Here is a 14,758-nt window from a genome sequence, read left to right on the forward strand (position 1 = left end):
GTGCGAATTAATTTTATTTAAATCATTGAAAATGAATTGGGAAAGATTTTTGTTGTATGGTATTATCAGCATTGTGTCCACTATTTTCTTAGCAACATTAAAAGGTGGACACACCCAGGAAATCGAAACAAACGTAGAAGGAAATTTTGAACTGCGAATGAGCAAACTGTATCAATTCTTAGGTGTAGGCAGTGTTTTTCTTTTTGGTGGCTTCTCAATTTATGGAGTCTTGTTTGGCGACAAAACTGATGCCATTGCAGCAATAATTACTTTTATTTTTTTGGGCGGTTTAGGAGCTTTGATGACTATTTTTTACCGTAACCATAAAGTTTGGTTTAATCAACAGCTAATCACTATTCAAAATTGGCGGGGTAAAAAAACAAGAATTGAATGGGATGATATCATAAAAATGCATTTCAACCATTTAGGTGGGTATTTGAAAATCGAGACAAAGGATAAAGTATTAAAAATACACCAGCATTTGATAGGTTTAAAGGAATTCACCGATTTGATGGAGAAAAAAACAAAATGGACGGCCAAAAAACTAAGGATTCCATTGGATTAAAGGAGCAAAACAAAAAAGCCAACTACCTGCTTCCAGATAATTGGCTTCATTAACGTGCCCGGAGCGGGACTCGAACCCGCACGGCCGGATGGCCACAGGATTTTAAGTCCTGCGTGTCTACCGATTCCACCATCTGGGCAATGGTTTGCAAGGCACTTTTGCCTTGCCTTTAAAAATTGGAGCGGAAAACGAGACTCGAACTCGCGACCCCCAGCTTGGGAAGCTAGTGCTCTACCAACTGAGCTATTTCCGCGAAATAGGGTGTGGGTGTGAAGGTGTGGGTGTGTTGAGTGCTCATCTACAAAGATAGCAGGAAACTTTATTCCTGCCGCACTCTGTTCAATAAAAAAGCCTTCCGAAGAAGGGCAATAAAAAAGCCTTCCGAAGAAGGCAGTGAGCGGATGACGAGATTCGAACCCGCGACCTCAACCTTGGCAAGGTTGCGCTCTACCAGCTGAGCTACATCCGCAAGAAGGGGTGTGAGTGTGTGGGTGTGAAGGTGTGGGTGTGAGGGGAGCGTTGCTCTTAGTGTGGGTGCAAATATAAAAGCAAAGACCTCGGATACGCAAGCGTTTTAGGGAAATTTTTTCCTTTTTTTTGCCTCAAATCATAAATCAATTGGTTTCCAAGGAACTACTACATTTATTTTTGCTGTGAATTTATCCTTTGATAAATTACCTGTGCTACTAAACCAAATGGCCAGGTAATTGGTTCCCGGGATACACTTTTATTGTGAAGCTGCGCTAAAATGTTAATTTTGCAGCGGATTTTAAAAATGACAAATGGATCAAGTAGCAACGGAGAAAGAAATCCGCATCAAAGTTGGGCTGGATGACAAAAACATGCCCGTACGTATCTCCTGGGACGCCGATGACAACCCCAGTGGCGAAACCACTCAGGACAGCAAAGCCATGTTGATTTCCTTGTTTGACCGCGAACACCTCGAAACCGTCAAAATTGACCTCTGGGTAAAAGATATGCAGGTGGGCGAAATGGACCGATTCGTTTTTCAAACACTGAGGGGGATGGCCGATACCTATTTTCGCGCCACTCAAAACGCGGAAATGGCCCGCGACATGCAACGTTTTGTCCAATATTTTGGTGAACAAACCCAAGTCTTCCATACAGAAGATAAATAAGCGCCGATGAAAGCCAGAACCTTAAAGCAGGATAAGGTCAATGTGATTACCCTGGGGTGTTCGAAGAATTTGGTGGACTCCGAAAACCTGATTACCCAATTGCGGGGCAACGATTACGATGTAGTACACGATAGCCAGGATGAAGACGCCAATATCATCATTATCAATACTTGTGGCTTCATCGATTTGGCCAAACAAGAGTCAATCGATACTATTCTGGAATACGCCGACGTAAAAAAATCAGGCGGAATCGATAAATTATTTGTTACTGGGTGTTTGTCCCAACGCTACAAGGACGACTTAGAACAGGAAATTCCGGAGGTAGACGCCTACTTTGGCACCCTGGAATTGCCAGGATTGTTGGCCAAACTCAACGCCGATTATAAGCACGAACTCATTGGGGAACGTTTGATTACCACCCCTATGCATTATGCCTACCTGAAAATTTCGGAAGGTTGTAACCGCACTTGTTCCTTTTGCGCCATTCCTTTGATGCGGGGCGGTCACGTATCGCGCCCAATTGAAGAATTGGTCAAAGAAGCCCAGAGCCTGGCCCGCCGTGGAGTGAAAGAAATCATGTTGATTGCCCAAGAGCTAACTTATTACGGCCTGGATATTTACAAAAAACGCGATTTGCCGCGTTTGTTGCATGCCCTTGCTGATGTCGAGGGCATCGAGTGGATCCGTTTGCATTATGCCTATCCCAGTAAATTTCCACTGGAAATCCTGGATGTGATTGCCGAACGCCCCGAAATTTGCAACTACCTGGATATGCCTCTGCAGCATGCTTCCAATACCGTACTGGAGCGCATGCGCCGTCAAATTACCCGGGAAGAAACCGTAGATTTGATTCAACAGGCTCGTTTGCGCATTCCCAACCTCACCCTGCGAACCACCATGTTGGTAGGTTATCCGCAAGAATCCGACCAGGAATTTGGGGAACTTTGTGATTTTGTCAAAGAAATGGAATTCGACCGTTTGGGGGTTTTCCAATATTCACATGAAGAAAGCACCCGAGCATACGACGTCGAAGACGATATTTCACCGGAATTAAAAGCGGAGCGGGCCAATGAATTAATGGAAATTCAACAGGAAATCTCCACCCGCAAGAACCTCGAAAAAGTAGGGAAAACTTTTAAAACGCTATTTGATCGGAAAGAGGGTGGGTATTTCGTAGGGCGTACCGAGGGCGATTCTCCAGAAGTGGATAATGAAGTGCTGGTGCCAGCCAAAAAGCAATTTGCCCGGATTGGGGACTTTGCGCAGGTACGCATCACCGAGGCTACTGAATACGACATATATGGAGAAATTGTTGCCTGAAACTCATGCCGCAATTTCCGGTGTGTTCTTCATTTTTATTCATTATATTTGAACCTTAGGCATCGTTTCCTACTTTATTAGGCATGAGCAAAGTGAATAATTTAAACTGGGGTAACATTTCCGATCCGATCATTCAAGCAATAATTGCCTTGGCGGGTGTCGTATTGGTTAACTTGATTGCTGAACTTTTGCAGTGGACTGGCTTGGTTACCTTGGAGCCTCGTTTCGCGTATTTAACTGCTGCCTCATTTTTGTTGTGTTTCGCCATGTTCAATGCAGTATTGTCACTGACTGCGGCAAATACTTTGCAATATTGGGGAAAATCAATCTATAGCTTCTTGGGACTCGTGTTGGTTTCCATCTCCCTGGCCTGGTTTTTGTCTGGTTTGCGCTTGAGTGAGGCAGGGTCTTATTGGTGGATACTTATTGTGGTAACTTTTGGCTACCTGGTCTTTTTAGCATTGGTCAATACCATTCGCAGTATTGTCAATTTCGCTCAAAAGGAAGAGTGGAATCAACCCCGTTTTAGGCAAAACAAAAGAAAGTGAACCATAAATAGAATTGTATCTTATTGGTGTTGCAAAATGAGTCTTATTTTTTCGCCCTTTACGGTGAACTAGTTTAGCTACCTTGACAATAAAACTATTCCCCTCATTAAGCTCGTATTTCCAGCTAAACAGGTAATCGATATGAAATTCAGAAAAACAGTATTGCTATTGGCAATCCCTGCACTGCTATGTACTTCCTGCAACAGTGCCAAATCCAACTACAAAAATGAAGTTGATCCTACCGGGAAGTTTGTAGACCTTGATGGTAAAATCCTGGGGCCAGTGATCAAAAGTGATGAGGAATGGCAAAAAGAACTTGATGAAGCGGAATTCCATGTCATCAGACAGGCTGGCACGGAACAGGCTTTTTCGGGGAAATATTGGAACAACCACAAAAAAGGGGTGTACACTTGCCGTGCCTGCGATTTGCCTTTGTTTGATTCGGAAACCAAATTTGAATCAGGCACAGGCTGGCCAAGTTTCTGGGATGAATACATGAAAGGTAATGTTGCCCGAAAATCGGACAATAGTCTGGGCATGATGCGTACCGAAGTACATTGTGCGCGGTGTGGAGGGCATTTGGGACACCTTTTCCCGGATGGCCCTCAACCGACGGGTTTGCGTTATTGTATCAACTCAGTTTCGCTCAACTTCGAGGGAAAAGACTAAAAAATTACGGGGTGCCTGGCCAAAAAGCCAGCACCCCGCACTTTCATTTAGCATAAAGCCTGCTAATTCTTTGCTTTAGAGAACTCGTATTGAAACAAATCGCAACAAGGATCACTCAAGATCAACTTGTTCTTTTCCAACACTACTTCTTTGTCCTGGTCTTCAAAAGGTGCATTACTGGGCACAGCAGAGGGTTTAAAATCGACAAAGGTTTTACCATCTTTCATCTGCAATGCATAAGTCCCTTGATAACGCAGGCTGTCGTTTTGCAGTCGACGGTAAGTCAGGTCGGCCTTTAATTCCAGGTAGTTCCAATCGGCATTGTAACCATTACCTGCAAATCCACCGGATATGTCCTCCAGTTTCCACTTGCCTACCACTTCATTTTGGTCCGGGCTCGCATCGTCTTTTTGATCGCAGGCCCAAAAAGCAGCCACAATGGCTAGCATTGCCAGGAATCTTGATGCTTTGAATACGTTCATGTCTAAAGGTTTTGGGTTTCCTTTTGGCCAGTCGGTGCCAGTTAGGATTCCTAATTAGTATTCGCGACACTTGCAGTCGCCTTTTCGGATTGTATGCCAGAATTACTCATTGGCATTGCTGATCGGTAAGACGGAAGGGTAGGAGAGAAGGGTTTGAAAAAAATGGGAATTAACAAATTTTTAAATGGTATAGGCGATCACATAGGATCGCCTACACGTTCTTTACGCGCTATTTTTTGATCATTGTTGCTTTCGTAGATGGTATAACTTTCATACTTGCTGACATCTCGTTCTGCCCAGATGTCCTTACCTATATTGCACAACACGATCAGTTCCTGGTATAATTTGTTGCCTTGTTCAATGCGGCGCTCGACAGAAATGTCGCGGTCAGCAATCTTGTCTTGCTGGATATTGAGTGCATTTTCAAAATCCTGATGTGCGTCTACAACCCTTTGGATTTGGGTTTCATTGACGCCTACTTCGGCCAAAAAGTCAATTTGTTGGCGGGCTACTCTAACCACCCGGCGACCGCAGAACAATAATTGTGCATCTGTCATATCACCCATTTTGGCCGTACCAAATTTGCGGTAACGCCCAGAGCGGTTGTTGTACTTCATCGCCACCCTTGTCATCAAACTGCGAATAGCGGTTTTTAATTTTTCGGATGCGGTATCCTTTTTTTCAGTCGTGAGCATTTGTTCTCCCACCAACTCGTCATCGTCAGGCAGGGTATTGAATTGATCGCAGAGATTTTTAAAACCCTTCAGGCGATCCAGGCTATAGCCGTACTGCTCAAAATATTGCAGATCCCGGTGGGCATCCCGAATCCGTTCCATGCACAACAAATAAAGATCGGCATCGGGGAAATTGTATTGACGGTGTACTGTTTGTTTTTTCATAGCTACTTGATAAGCTGTATGTTGCAAAATTATCACTTTTTTGATTAAAACAAAATTATTGATTAAAAAACTATCTCTTTTTTAGGAGTAATTTTTTTTTACTCAGACAAAATTTTCTCATTTATTTAAAATTAAAAAAACACTCCAGGTTACAACCGCTAAAGCACCGGATTTCAATTCCAGCGTTTATTCAAATCATCGCACAATTGGAGAACATCTTTGAGGCGAGCCAATTGATTGACCCATTCGCTGGGAATGGCGTCAAAACCATATAAAATCCCGGCCAAACCACCTGCGATGGCCGCGGTTGTATCTGTATCGTGGCCCAAGTTTACGGCTGCCAATACAGTTTCTTCATAGGTATTGTAGTGCAGGACACACCACATCGCCGCTTCCAAACTGTGCATGACATATCCCGCGGAAGCAATTTCAGACACAGGCAAAAAACTGATGCTGTGTTCAACGACTCGATCAAAAATGCGTTGCTCACTGAAGGCAATGTTTTTTTTGCGGAACAGTTCCCGGGCTTCAGTGCGTACTTCCAGATAGGCGCTGCGCTTATCGCCGCTTTGCCACAAATGCCAGGCAAAACGCAGGTAATACCAGCAGGCAATGGCGGCTCGGATATGTCCGTGCGTTAGGGCAGACACCCGCCAGGTGATTTCAAACCAAGCTTCAGCAGGCTGGTGTTTGAGGTAAAAGAGGAGCGGAAGGATGCGCATCAAAGAGCCATTGCCGTTGCTCATCTCATCCGCCTCATGGTGAAGGAATTGAAGTGCTTCGTGGTCGCCATTGGTCAGAATATCTTCTAAAACTTCCATGGCTTCACGAGTTGTGATGCCAATGTCAAAAACCTGGCCATGAGGTGTCCATATGCGGGCCTCGCTCCAATCCACGAATTTTTGGGCCATGTCCGCCAGGTTAAAATCCTGCGTCAGGCTATCCGCCAAACAAAAAGTCAGTGAACTGTCGTCTGACCAGGTACCCGCAGGTTGGTTGTAAGTACCATAGGCCCGCATGTCAGTGACTGGATTGGCCGTCAAACTTTCACGAGATTCAAATTCTACCGGAACGCCGAGGGCATCTCCGACGGCAAGTCCAATCAAGGCATCGCGTACAATGTTCATATGAGTTGAAAAGTTTTGGGTTGAAAGGTTGAAAAGAATTGGCGCAAGATAATTGTTTTAGGAGCAGGCTGTCAATACTTTTAAACCCTCCAGCCCTAAACTCTTCAACTTTTTTCCTTTACTTCGCCCTCAAAGTACTGCATCTATGGACAACAACTGGTTTACCCTTAACGATCCTGCTTCAATCGACTCACCTGCTTTGCTGCTGTACAAAGATCGGGTGGCCTACAACATCGACCTGATGTTGCAAATCGCAGGTGATGCTGAGCGCCTGGTTCCTCACGTAAAAACCTATAAAATGACTGAATTGGTGCGGATGCAAATCATGCGAGGCATCACCCGGTTTAAATGCGCTACCATCGCCGAAGCGGAAATGACGGCTAAGGCAGGAGCTACCACAGTAGTCATTGCACACCAGTTGGTTGGCCCAAAAATTGAACGCTGGGCACAATTGGTTCAAGCGTACCCACAAGTAGAATTTGTTAGTCTAGTGGATTGTGTCGACGCAGCTTCAGCCTATCAGGTAGTGTTTTCCCGCCATGGATTGACCGCCAATGTGCTGGTTGACGTAAACAATGCCATGGACCGTTCGGGCCATCCAGTCGATGATCAACTTTTCCCATTTTACCAGTCTTTATTCCGCTATCCTTACTTGAAAGTTTTAGGCTTGCACGTATACGATGGCAATTTCCGGGATGCTGATTTTGCTGCACGAAAAGCGAAAAGTGATCAGGCATTTGCTGGAATCAAGGTCTTACTGGAACAAATTCGCGCCGCAGGTTTGCCCGAACCATTGGTAATTGCTGGCGGCTCACCTGCTCAAACGGTACACACCTTGCGCGAAGGGGTACACATTAGTCCGGGTACCTGTTTGGTTTGGGATTGGGGCTATGGCGAAGGTTTGCCGGATCAGCCTTTTCAATGGGCAGGTTTGGTCTTTACCCGGGTTATTTCCAAACCTAAGGCAGGGTACATCACTGTAGATTTGGGCCACAAGGCCATCGCCGCCGAAAATCCCATCGATAAACGGGTGAAATTCCTAAATCTGGACAATTATCGCTGCGTTTCCCAAAGTGAAGAGCACTTGGTATTGGAAGTTGAAGATTGGGACAACTGGAAAGTAGGGGATGCCTTGTATGGGGTGCCTTATCACATTTGCCCTACCATCAACCTTTATGAAGACGCCTGCGTCATCCAAAATGGGCAATGGGTTGATACCTGGAATGTGGTCGCCCGCAAACGTAAAATTGCCATTTGATGAATGAAAATTTACTAGAGTTCGAAAATCGCTTACAAAAAGTTGATCGCCACATCAGCAAATGGGCACGCCGCCAGGGTGTAACTTGTTATCGCGTTTACGACAATGACCTGACCAATTTCCCGCTGGTGATTGATCGTTACGAGCAGGCGGTACATGTAGCTGAATACCAACGTCAACATTCCTTGGACGAATTTCAACACCAGGCCTGGTTGGAAGCATGCCTGGATATTATTGCCAAAATCCTGGAAGTGCCGCGCTTTCTGGTTTTTTTTAAAGAACGCAAACGCCAAAAAGGCCAACAGCAATACGAAAAGGTCGATACTGAAAAACACCAAAGATTGGTACAGGAAAACGGCCTCAATTTTTTGGTCAACCTGAGCGACTACCTCGACACTGGCCTTTTTCTCGACCATCGCAACACCCGCCAAATGGTGCGTGAACAAGCTGAAGGCCAACATTTTTTGAACTTATTTGCTTACACTGGCTCATTCACCGTTTATGCAGCGGCTGGCGGTGCACTGACTACCACCACGGTTGATTTATCAAATACTTATCTGGACTGGGCCGAAGCCAACCTGCGTGTGAATAATTTTGCCGATCAAATTGGTCAAAAGCACTACCTCATTAAAGCTGATGTCAAACAATACCTCGACACGCTGCGCTCAGGTCAATTTGATCTGGTGGTAATGGATCCTCCTACTTTTTCCAATAGTAAAATGATGAAAGAGGTGTTGGATACCCAGCGGGATCATGTAGATTTACTCAATCAAGTCATTTTTGCTACCCGACCAGGGGGCATAATCTATTTTTCTACCAATTACCGCTCTTTTAAACTGGACGAAGCGAACATCAAAGGGGTAGAAATCGAAGAAATTAGCCAACGCACCATTCCACAGGATTTTCGGAATAAAAAAATCCATCGTTGTTTTCGGATGCAGTGCGTTGGCTAATTGGCTTTATACCCAGATCGTCCCCTGCAAATATGTCTGAGCTTTGCCCATCAACTCGACACGGTCTCCTTTAAGGGTACAATGCAACTGTCCTTTACGCGTAGAACCTTGAATGGCACTGATGCTGTTTTTGCCCAACTTTTTACACCAATAAGGTGCCAATAAAGTATGCGCTGAGCCCGTCACTGGGTCTTCATCAATCCCAAAATTGGGAAAAAAGCAGCGGGAAGCAATATCCGTGCTTGTACCGGGTGCAGTGACAATCAAGCCCCGGGTTTTTAAATCGGACAACAAACGGAAATTAGGCTGAAGTGCAGCTAACGATGCCTCAGAGTCAATCAAAGCCAGGTAATCATCGGTTCCTTTGACCATTTCCAGGATTTGAATGCCCAATATGTGCTCCAGGCTTTTTAAAACATGGAAAGGCTGTGGTTCATCCGCAGGAAAATCCATCACGTATTGATCAGCTTCTTTACGTACACTCAACAAACCACCGAGTGTATTAAAGTTGAGTTGTGCTTTGGCATAACCCAAATGAGCAAACAACACATGAGCACTGGCCAGGGTAGCATGCCCACACAACCGAACCTCCGTTGAAGGGGTAAACCAGCGCAAATGGTAGTTTTCTCCCTCAGGAACAAAATATGCCGTTTCAGATAAGTTGTTTTCCGTAGCAATGTTTTGCAGGGTTTCATCAGGAAGCCAGGTTTCCAAAGGGACGATTGCAGCTGGATTGCCCTGGAAAATTGCATTGGCAAAAGCGTCGACTTGATAGATTGATAGTTGCATAAATAGCTGTTTATAGTATCCAGTTGATTAACCAACCCAAACCAATCCCCAAATAGTTGGCCAGCATAATGCCCATTAAGGCGGCGGCAATACCAGGTAAAATAACCTTAGGGTTGCCGATGGTGGCGGCTATTTGGGGAATAAAGGGTGGTCCAAAAATAGTTGCTGTTGAGGTAACCAAAAAGGCTTCATCGTCCACTTTGAAAATTTTGGCCAGCAGAAGGTGTAAACCCACAGTGCCCAAAATCGTACTGATGGTCAGGAGCACAATTGAAAAACCACCGCCGACCAATTGTTCCAAATCAGCCAGTAAGCCAAGCCCTACACAAAACATGAGCAACAAATATTCACCTACTTGGAAAGAACCTTTCAACATTTTGATCCATTCCAAACGCGAGGCAGCTATACTAATTGTCGTCAAGCAAAGGATGAGGAAAGCGCTATTTTTCAGGTTGCCAAAAATAAGGAAAGAAAGCCCGACACTAATGCCCAAAATGACAACGCTGGAAGCCAAACAGGCCAGGATCATCCCCGGAGCAGGAGTTGGTTCGGCTTCTTCTCCAATTGTATGGGTGTAAGTGGAACTGGGCTTGCGGTGCAAAACCAAGGCAACGAGTTTCGGCCCCACCGAAGTCAAAATCAACAAATAGGTTCCCCCCACCACAATATCTGCAGCATTGACCAAACCGATGAAATCTGCTGTTGCCCCTAATCCATAACCTGTAGCAAACAAATTTACGGTTCCTCCCACATAAACCGCCAACAACATTCCTGCTGCCTGATCGATCTGGGGAATATGAGAAAAGAAAACATAGGCTATAGTCCCCGTAGCTATGGTTGCAGCAAAAATGGCTAAGGCAAAAGAGAGTAAAAACACCTTGAGGTTGCGGTAAACAAAGCCCAGGTCGGAAGCATACAACAGCAAGGGTAAGGCCAGTGCAATACTGAACTGGCTACAGGTTTCTCGAAAAGTGATGGGTGTTTGAATGAGGTTAAAGTTGCTCAGGATCATGCCAAAAATATAGCACAACACCACCGGGCTTAAAAAATTCCCCAATTTCCCCCAATGTTTGGAACGTTGGGCCAAGTAAGGGAAAATCAACATCACCAATACCTGAAATGCGATCTGTACCGTTTTCACTACACCTAGTTAACTATTTATAACAATACCTCCATCGTAGTCTATCGACAAGGTGTGATTGCTTTTATCGGGGTTTTCTAACAGCCAAAGTGCCAGGGGGCCAATGATGCCTTGTTCAATGGCCCTTTGCATCGGGCGAGCACCGTACCGTTCATCAAAACCAATGGCCACCAGGTAGTCAATCAGTCGCTCTGAAAAATTGAGCTGAATCTTTTTCTTGTTAAAACCTTCCCGTTTACCCAATTCCCGCAATTCTCGCCTGGCCAACTCCCGAATTCCCTCTTTGCTTAGTTCATCAAAGACAACCAGAGAGTCGATTCGGTTGACAAATTCCGGGCGAAAATGTTTTAGAATGGCAGAAAGGTAAGTATTTTCTGAACTGGTGGTATCCGAGAAAGACACATTGCGCCGCCCGGAAGCACCCAGGTTGGACGTCATGATGATAATGGTATTTTTAAAGTGGGTAACCCTACCAAATCCATCTACCAACATCCCATCGTCGAGTACAGCCAGCAAAGCATCAAAAATGGCCGGGTCTGCTTTTTCAATTTCGTCAAGTAATAAAACGGAAAAGGGTTTTTCACGAACTTCTTTGACCAATTGCCCTGGTTCCCGATCTGCCCCTATCAGACGATCTATCTGAAAAGCATGCTGGTACTCACTCATATCGATGCGAATGAGTGGCGTTTTTTGTTGCCCTTTGCCAAAAAAGTATTCGGCAAGGGTTTTGGCGCATGCCGTTTTGCCTACTCCTGTAGGCCCTGCAAATATCAGGGTAGCGATGGGCCTTTGGGGATTGTTGATGCCTGCCTTGAAAATTTTGACCAGGCTGCACAGTTGCTCCACAGCCCGTGGCTGTCCAATAATCCGTTCATTAAAAAACTGTAAGAGTTCTGATTCATTCCATTCCAGATTATCATTGAGCAACAGTTCTGGTAAGCCTGTTTGTTGGATAAAATGCTGGTTGACGTCATCTACACTGATTTCCTCTGCGCGATTCAGGCGGGTTTCAGCCAGACATTTGCCCAAAAATTTGATGGCTTTACCTGGAAAACTTTCATAGGGGTAAAAGCGTGATAAAAGCCGATAAGAAAGATCAAGTGCTGCTTTGCCAATGTCAATTTTATGGGTTAGTTGCGCGAACTGTGCGTATTTACTCAATACCCTTTGCACTTCAAACTCACCCATTTCCTCCAGATGAACGAGGTGAAAAGCCTCCACAAAACCCGGCATCAGGCGGCGCATACTTTCCAACTCCTGGGGCGTAGCTTCACCAATCATCTGGACCTTTCCTTGGGTTAAGGCTGGGCGAAAAAAAGCAGCTACGCTGTCTTCTGGTCCTGATCCACCCGCCATGAGCAATCGAACCATTGATACAATCCAAAGAATACTGTTTGTGCTGGCTGCTTCGTCAATCAACTCCTCACAGGTGGCTTGCCATTCCCCCAGGTATTTGGCACTATTGGTGATCCGCTGGGGCAGAATACGCCAGAAATTGATTTTTAACTTGGCACTTTTAGCCTTGTTGGTCATTTTGCGGATGGCAGCTTGAAGCACGGCGCTTTTCCCTGATCCGGGATGGCCGATGATCAGCACATTCGCCCTTGAACTGAGCACTTTATCCACCACCTGTTCTACAATCGCTTCTCGCTCCCAGGCTACATCCGGAGTCTGGCGATTCAGTCGCCGGGTTGCTTTCAATGGTGGATAAGCCTCACCCAGGCGTGCCAGGGTAGTTTGTTGGTTGCGGAAATTCCAATTGGACTTCCAGTAATAATTGTTGCGCGGATTCACCCTTAGTTCGATGCTGGTTAAGCCAGGGGTTCCATATCGCATCAACTTGTAAATTTCTTCAGGGGTAGAACGATTCAAATTGCTGATGGCAACGTAATCGGTCAAAGCCTCAAAATGCTCTGGAGAGTAATACGTGAAATGCTCCTGGAAAACAGGTAAATAGCAGTGGTAAAAACCGGAATCTGATGGACCAAATACGGCTGGAATGGGTACCAAAACATCCTTGGGCAAGGGATACACGCCGTTGCTGTCGCGCAAGGAAGGCCGGAAAGAAATAGGAAAAATTTTCAATTTTGGATCAGAAATGCGGATATCCGGGTAGGTCCCCGTTTTTTTATAATCCTTTTGAAGTTGGTTTTGAAATTTTAACTTCAAAGTATCCACATTGGCTGCAATGGCTTGTTGTTCGGAGCCAACCAAAAGGCCCAGTACAGCTTGTTCGCTGATGGGGTAGTAAAGAATCGGATAGTGGAGTCGCTCCATAATATGGGTTGAGGGAAGTTGAGGAGTTGAGGCTGCCGCAGTGACTTGGACAATGCCTTTGTCAAAATCGCTTCGGTAGCCTCAACTTCTCAACTCCTATTCTACATACAATACCAGCCCTTTCAAATATTCCCCTTCCGGGTGAAACAAATTGACAGGATGGTCCGGGCCTTGGCTTAATTGATGCATCACGCGCACTTGCCGCCCTGCTTCCAGAGCCGCAGCCACAATGGTGTCGTAAAATAGCTGTTTGTTGACAACTTGAGAACAAGAAAAGGTAAAAAGTATGCCACCAGGTTTTATTTTTTCCATCGCCAAGGCATTCAGCCGTTTGTAGCCTTGTACTGCGTTGTGGCGCTTTTCGAGATTTTTGGCAAAAGCAGGTGGGTCAACTACCACCAAATCGTAAATATTTGGTGTTTTGCGCAAAAAGTCGAGTACATCTGTGGTATAGGACCGATGGCGACTGTCATCAAACCCATTGAGTGCAACATTTTTTTCCGTCAACTCCATGGCTTTGGCCGACACATCGACCGATTCTACGGAGTGGGCGCCTGCCTTCAGTGCATAAATAGAAAACCCACCGGTGTAACAAAAGGTGTTGAGTACCGTTTTGCCAGTGGCGTATTCAGCCAACAAACGCCGGTTTTCGCGCTGGTCGAGGAAGAATCCGGTTTTTTGCCCGGCCTCCCAATCGATGGCAAAAAGTGCTCCGTATTCTTTAACCACATTTTCAGCTCTTGTGCCCAGCAAATAGCCATTCTGAATGGTTCCTGCGTATTCTTTAGGCAAACTCTCCGCACTTTTGTCGTACACAGCCTTGAGCTTTGAGCCGTACACTTCTTGCAAAGCCTGAGCAATCATCGCCCGATCCCGGTGCATACCAATGGAATGGCATTGGATGACTGCCGCTTCTCCGTAAACATCAATGACCAAACCCGGCAATCCATCACCTTCTCCATGAATCAGGCGATAACAATTGAGCTGATCGCGATCCGTCAATTCTATGGCCTTGCGGTATTGGTATGCCCGATCGATTTTTTTGGTCCAAAAATTTTGATCAATGGTCGCTGCTTCAAAGCTCAACAAGCGTACACAAATGCTGCCGTCTTGATAATGGCCCATCCCCAATAGTTCGGATTTATTGGAGCGTACTTCGACCCATTCACCATCCTCGATGGCACCACTCTTACGCGCTACGGCACCAGAAAATACCCAGGGATGAAAGCGGAGCACCGCCGCATCGCGTTTGTCTTTGAGAAAAATTTGTTTCATAGAAAGCAAAAGTAATGATGAGAGATGAATGATAGGTGATGATTTGGCAAATTGTTTTTAATGCTGAAAAACGAGTAATGACATGACTTTTAAAGGTGGTCTAATTTCATCATTCAACATACATCATTTTTTTCTCCCCAAAGTGTAACTTTTTTCCCTTCCTGCATTATATAGAAAAATAATTACTCTGAAAACAAGTCCAGATGTTCGCAAATTTGCAAATAAGTCGTACCCTTGCAAAAAATGAATGGATGGATCGGTCTGCTAAGACTGTTTCGGAGTCTGCATTGCACCAAGAGTGGGAGGAAATTCGCGC

General features: G+C 45.3%; 14 protein-coding genes and 3 tRNA genes. 7 read left to right on the plus strand and 10 right to left on the minus strand.

What is annotated here, in order from left to right:
* Positions 1-31: 31 nt before the first annotated feature.
* Entirely contained in the window at positions 32-565 is a 534-nt protein-coding gene (locus SFV55_RS18165) for a hypothetical protein (protein WP_320030958.1), read from the plus strand.
* A 55-nt stretch (positions 566-620) separates the two neighbouring features.
* Here SFV55_RS18165 and SFV55_RS18170 read toward each other — a convergent pair.
* The 3 genes from SFV55_RS18170 to SFV55_RS18180 form a co-directional block, all read right to left on the minus strand.
* Positions 621-704 (minus strand) — tRNA-Leu (locus SFV55_RS18170).
* Positions 705-742: 38 nt separating this feature from the next.
* A tRNA-Gly gene (locus SFV55_RS18175) sits at positions 743-818 on the minus strand.
* A 143-nt stretch (positions 819-961) separates the two neighbouring features.
* Positions 962-1,034: transfer RNA gene (locus tag SFV55_RS18180), tRNA-Gly, on the minus strand.
* A gap of 313 nt (positions 1,035-1,347) precedes the next feature.
* Here SFV55_RS18180 and gldC point away from each other — a divergent pair.
* The 4 genes from gldC (at position 1,348) to msrB (ending at position 4,241) form a co-directional block, all read left to right on the plus strand.
* Positions 1,348-1,704, plus strand: a complete 357-nt coding sequence (gldC, locus tag SFV55_RS18185; RefSeq protein ID WP_320030959.1) for a gliding motility protein GldC — start codon at positions 1,348-1,350, stop codon at positions 1,702-1,704.
* A 6-nt stretch (positions 1,705-1,710) separates the two neighbouring features.
* Positions 1,711-3,024, plus strand: a complete 1,314-nt coding sequence (gene rimO / locus SFV55_RS18190) for a 30S ribosomal protein S12 methylthiotransferase RimO (protein WP_320030960.1) — start codon at positions 1,711-1,713, stop codon at positions 3,022-3,024.
* Between the two features lie 83 nt (positions 3,025-3,107).
* Positions 3,108-3,572, plus strand: coding sequence for a hypothetical protein (locus tag SFV55_RS18195; protein ID WP_320030961.1), 465 nt, complete (start codon positions 3,108-3,110; stop codon positions 3,570-3,572).
* A gap of 141 nt (positions 3,573-3,713) precedes the next feature.
* On the plus strand, positions 3,714-4,241 hold the full coding sequence (gene msrB / locus SFV55_RS18200) for a peptide-methionine (R)-S-oxide reductase MsrB (protein WP_320030962.1): 528 nt from the start codon (positions 3,714-3,716) through the stop codon (positions 4,239-4,241).
* A gap of 62 nt (positions 4,242-4,303) precedes the next feature.
* Here the strand turns inward: msrB and SFV55_RS18205 are convergent, their stop codons facing one another.
* The 3 genes from SFV55_RS18205 to SFV55_RS18215 form a co-directional block, all read right to left on the minus strand.
* Positions 4,304-4,723, minus strand: a complete 420-nt coding sequence (locus tag SFV55_RS18205) for a hypothetical protein (RefSeq protein WP_320030963.1) — start codon at positions 4,721-4,723, stop codon at positions 4,304-4,306.
* Positions 4,724-4,920: 197 nt separating this feature from the next.
* The gene (locus SFV55_RS18210; protein ID WP_320030964.1) at positions 4,921-5,622 is read right to left on the minus strand and encodes a hypothetical protein; all 702 of its coding nucleotides are present in this window, start codon (positions 5,620-5,622) and stop codon (positions 4,921-4,923) included.
* A gap of 173 nt (positions 5,623-5,795) precedes the next feature.
* The gene (locus SFV55_RS18215) at positions 5,796-6,749 is read right to left on the minus strand and encodes an ADP-ribosylglycohydrolase family protein (protein ID WP_320030965.1); all 954 of its coding nucleotides are present in this window, start codon (positions 6,747-6,749) and stop codon (positions 5,796-5,798) included.
* A gap of 145 nt (positions 6,750-6,894) precedes the next feature.
* Here SFV55_RS18215 and SFV55_RS18220 point away from each other — a divergent pair, with 145 nt between their 5' ends.
* The gene (locus tag SFV55_RS18220) at positions 6,895-8,007 is read left to right on the plus strand and encodes a D-TA family PLP-dependent enzyme (protein ID WP_320030966.1); all 1,113 of its coding nucleotides are present in this window, start codon (positions 6,895-6,897) and stop codon (positions 8,005-8,007) included.
* The gene (locus tag SFV55_RS18225) at positions 8,007-8,960 is read left to right on the plus strand and encodes a class I SAM-dependent methyltransferase (protein ID WP_320030967.1); all 954 of its coding nucleotides are present in this window, start codon (positions 8,007-8,009) and stop codon (positions 8,958-8,960) included. Before SFV55_RS18220 ends, SFV55_RS18225 begins: the two co-directional genes overlap by 1 nt.
* Before the next feature lie 6 nt (positions 8,961-8,966).
* On the opposite strand, the gene SFV55_RS18230 is transcribed toward SFV55_RS18225, so the two are convergent.
* The 4 genes from SFV55_RS18230 to SFV55_RS18245 form a co-directional block, all read right to left on the minus strand.
* Positions 8,967-9,749, minus strand: a complete 783-nt coding sequence (locus SFV55_RS18230; RefSeq protein ID WP_320030968.1) for a PhzF family phenazine biosynthesis protein — start codon at positions 9,747-9,749, stop codon at positions 8,967-8,969.
* 10 nt (positions 9,750-9,759) lie between these two features.
* Entirely contained in the window at positions 9,760-10,890 is a 1,131-nt protein-coding gene (locus SFV55_RS18235) for a DUF819 family protein (protein ID WP_320030969.1), read from the minus strand.
* 9 nt (positions 10,891-10,899) lie between these two features.
* Positions 10,900-13,167 (minus strand): AAA family ATPase, encoded by a 2,268-nt coding sequence (locus SFV55_RS18240; RefSeq protein WP_320030970.1) that lies wholly within the window; start codon positions 13,165-13,167, stop codon positions 10,900-10,902.
* Positions 13,168-13,263: 96 nt separating this feature from the next.
* Positions 13,264-14,442: a class I SAM-dependent rRNA methyltransferase gene (locus SFV55_RS18245; protein WP_320030971.1), complete on the minus strand. Its 1,179-nt coding sequence runs from the start codon at positions 14,440-14,442 to the stop codon at positions 13,264-13,266.
* Positions 14,443-14,758: the final 316 nt, after the last annotated feature.

This window comes from Haliscomenobacter sp., from assembly GCF_033763495.1.
Lineage (GTDB): Bacteria > Bacteroidota > Bacteroidia > Chitinophagales > Saprospiraceae > Haliscomenobacter.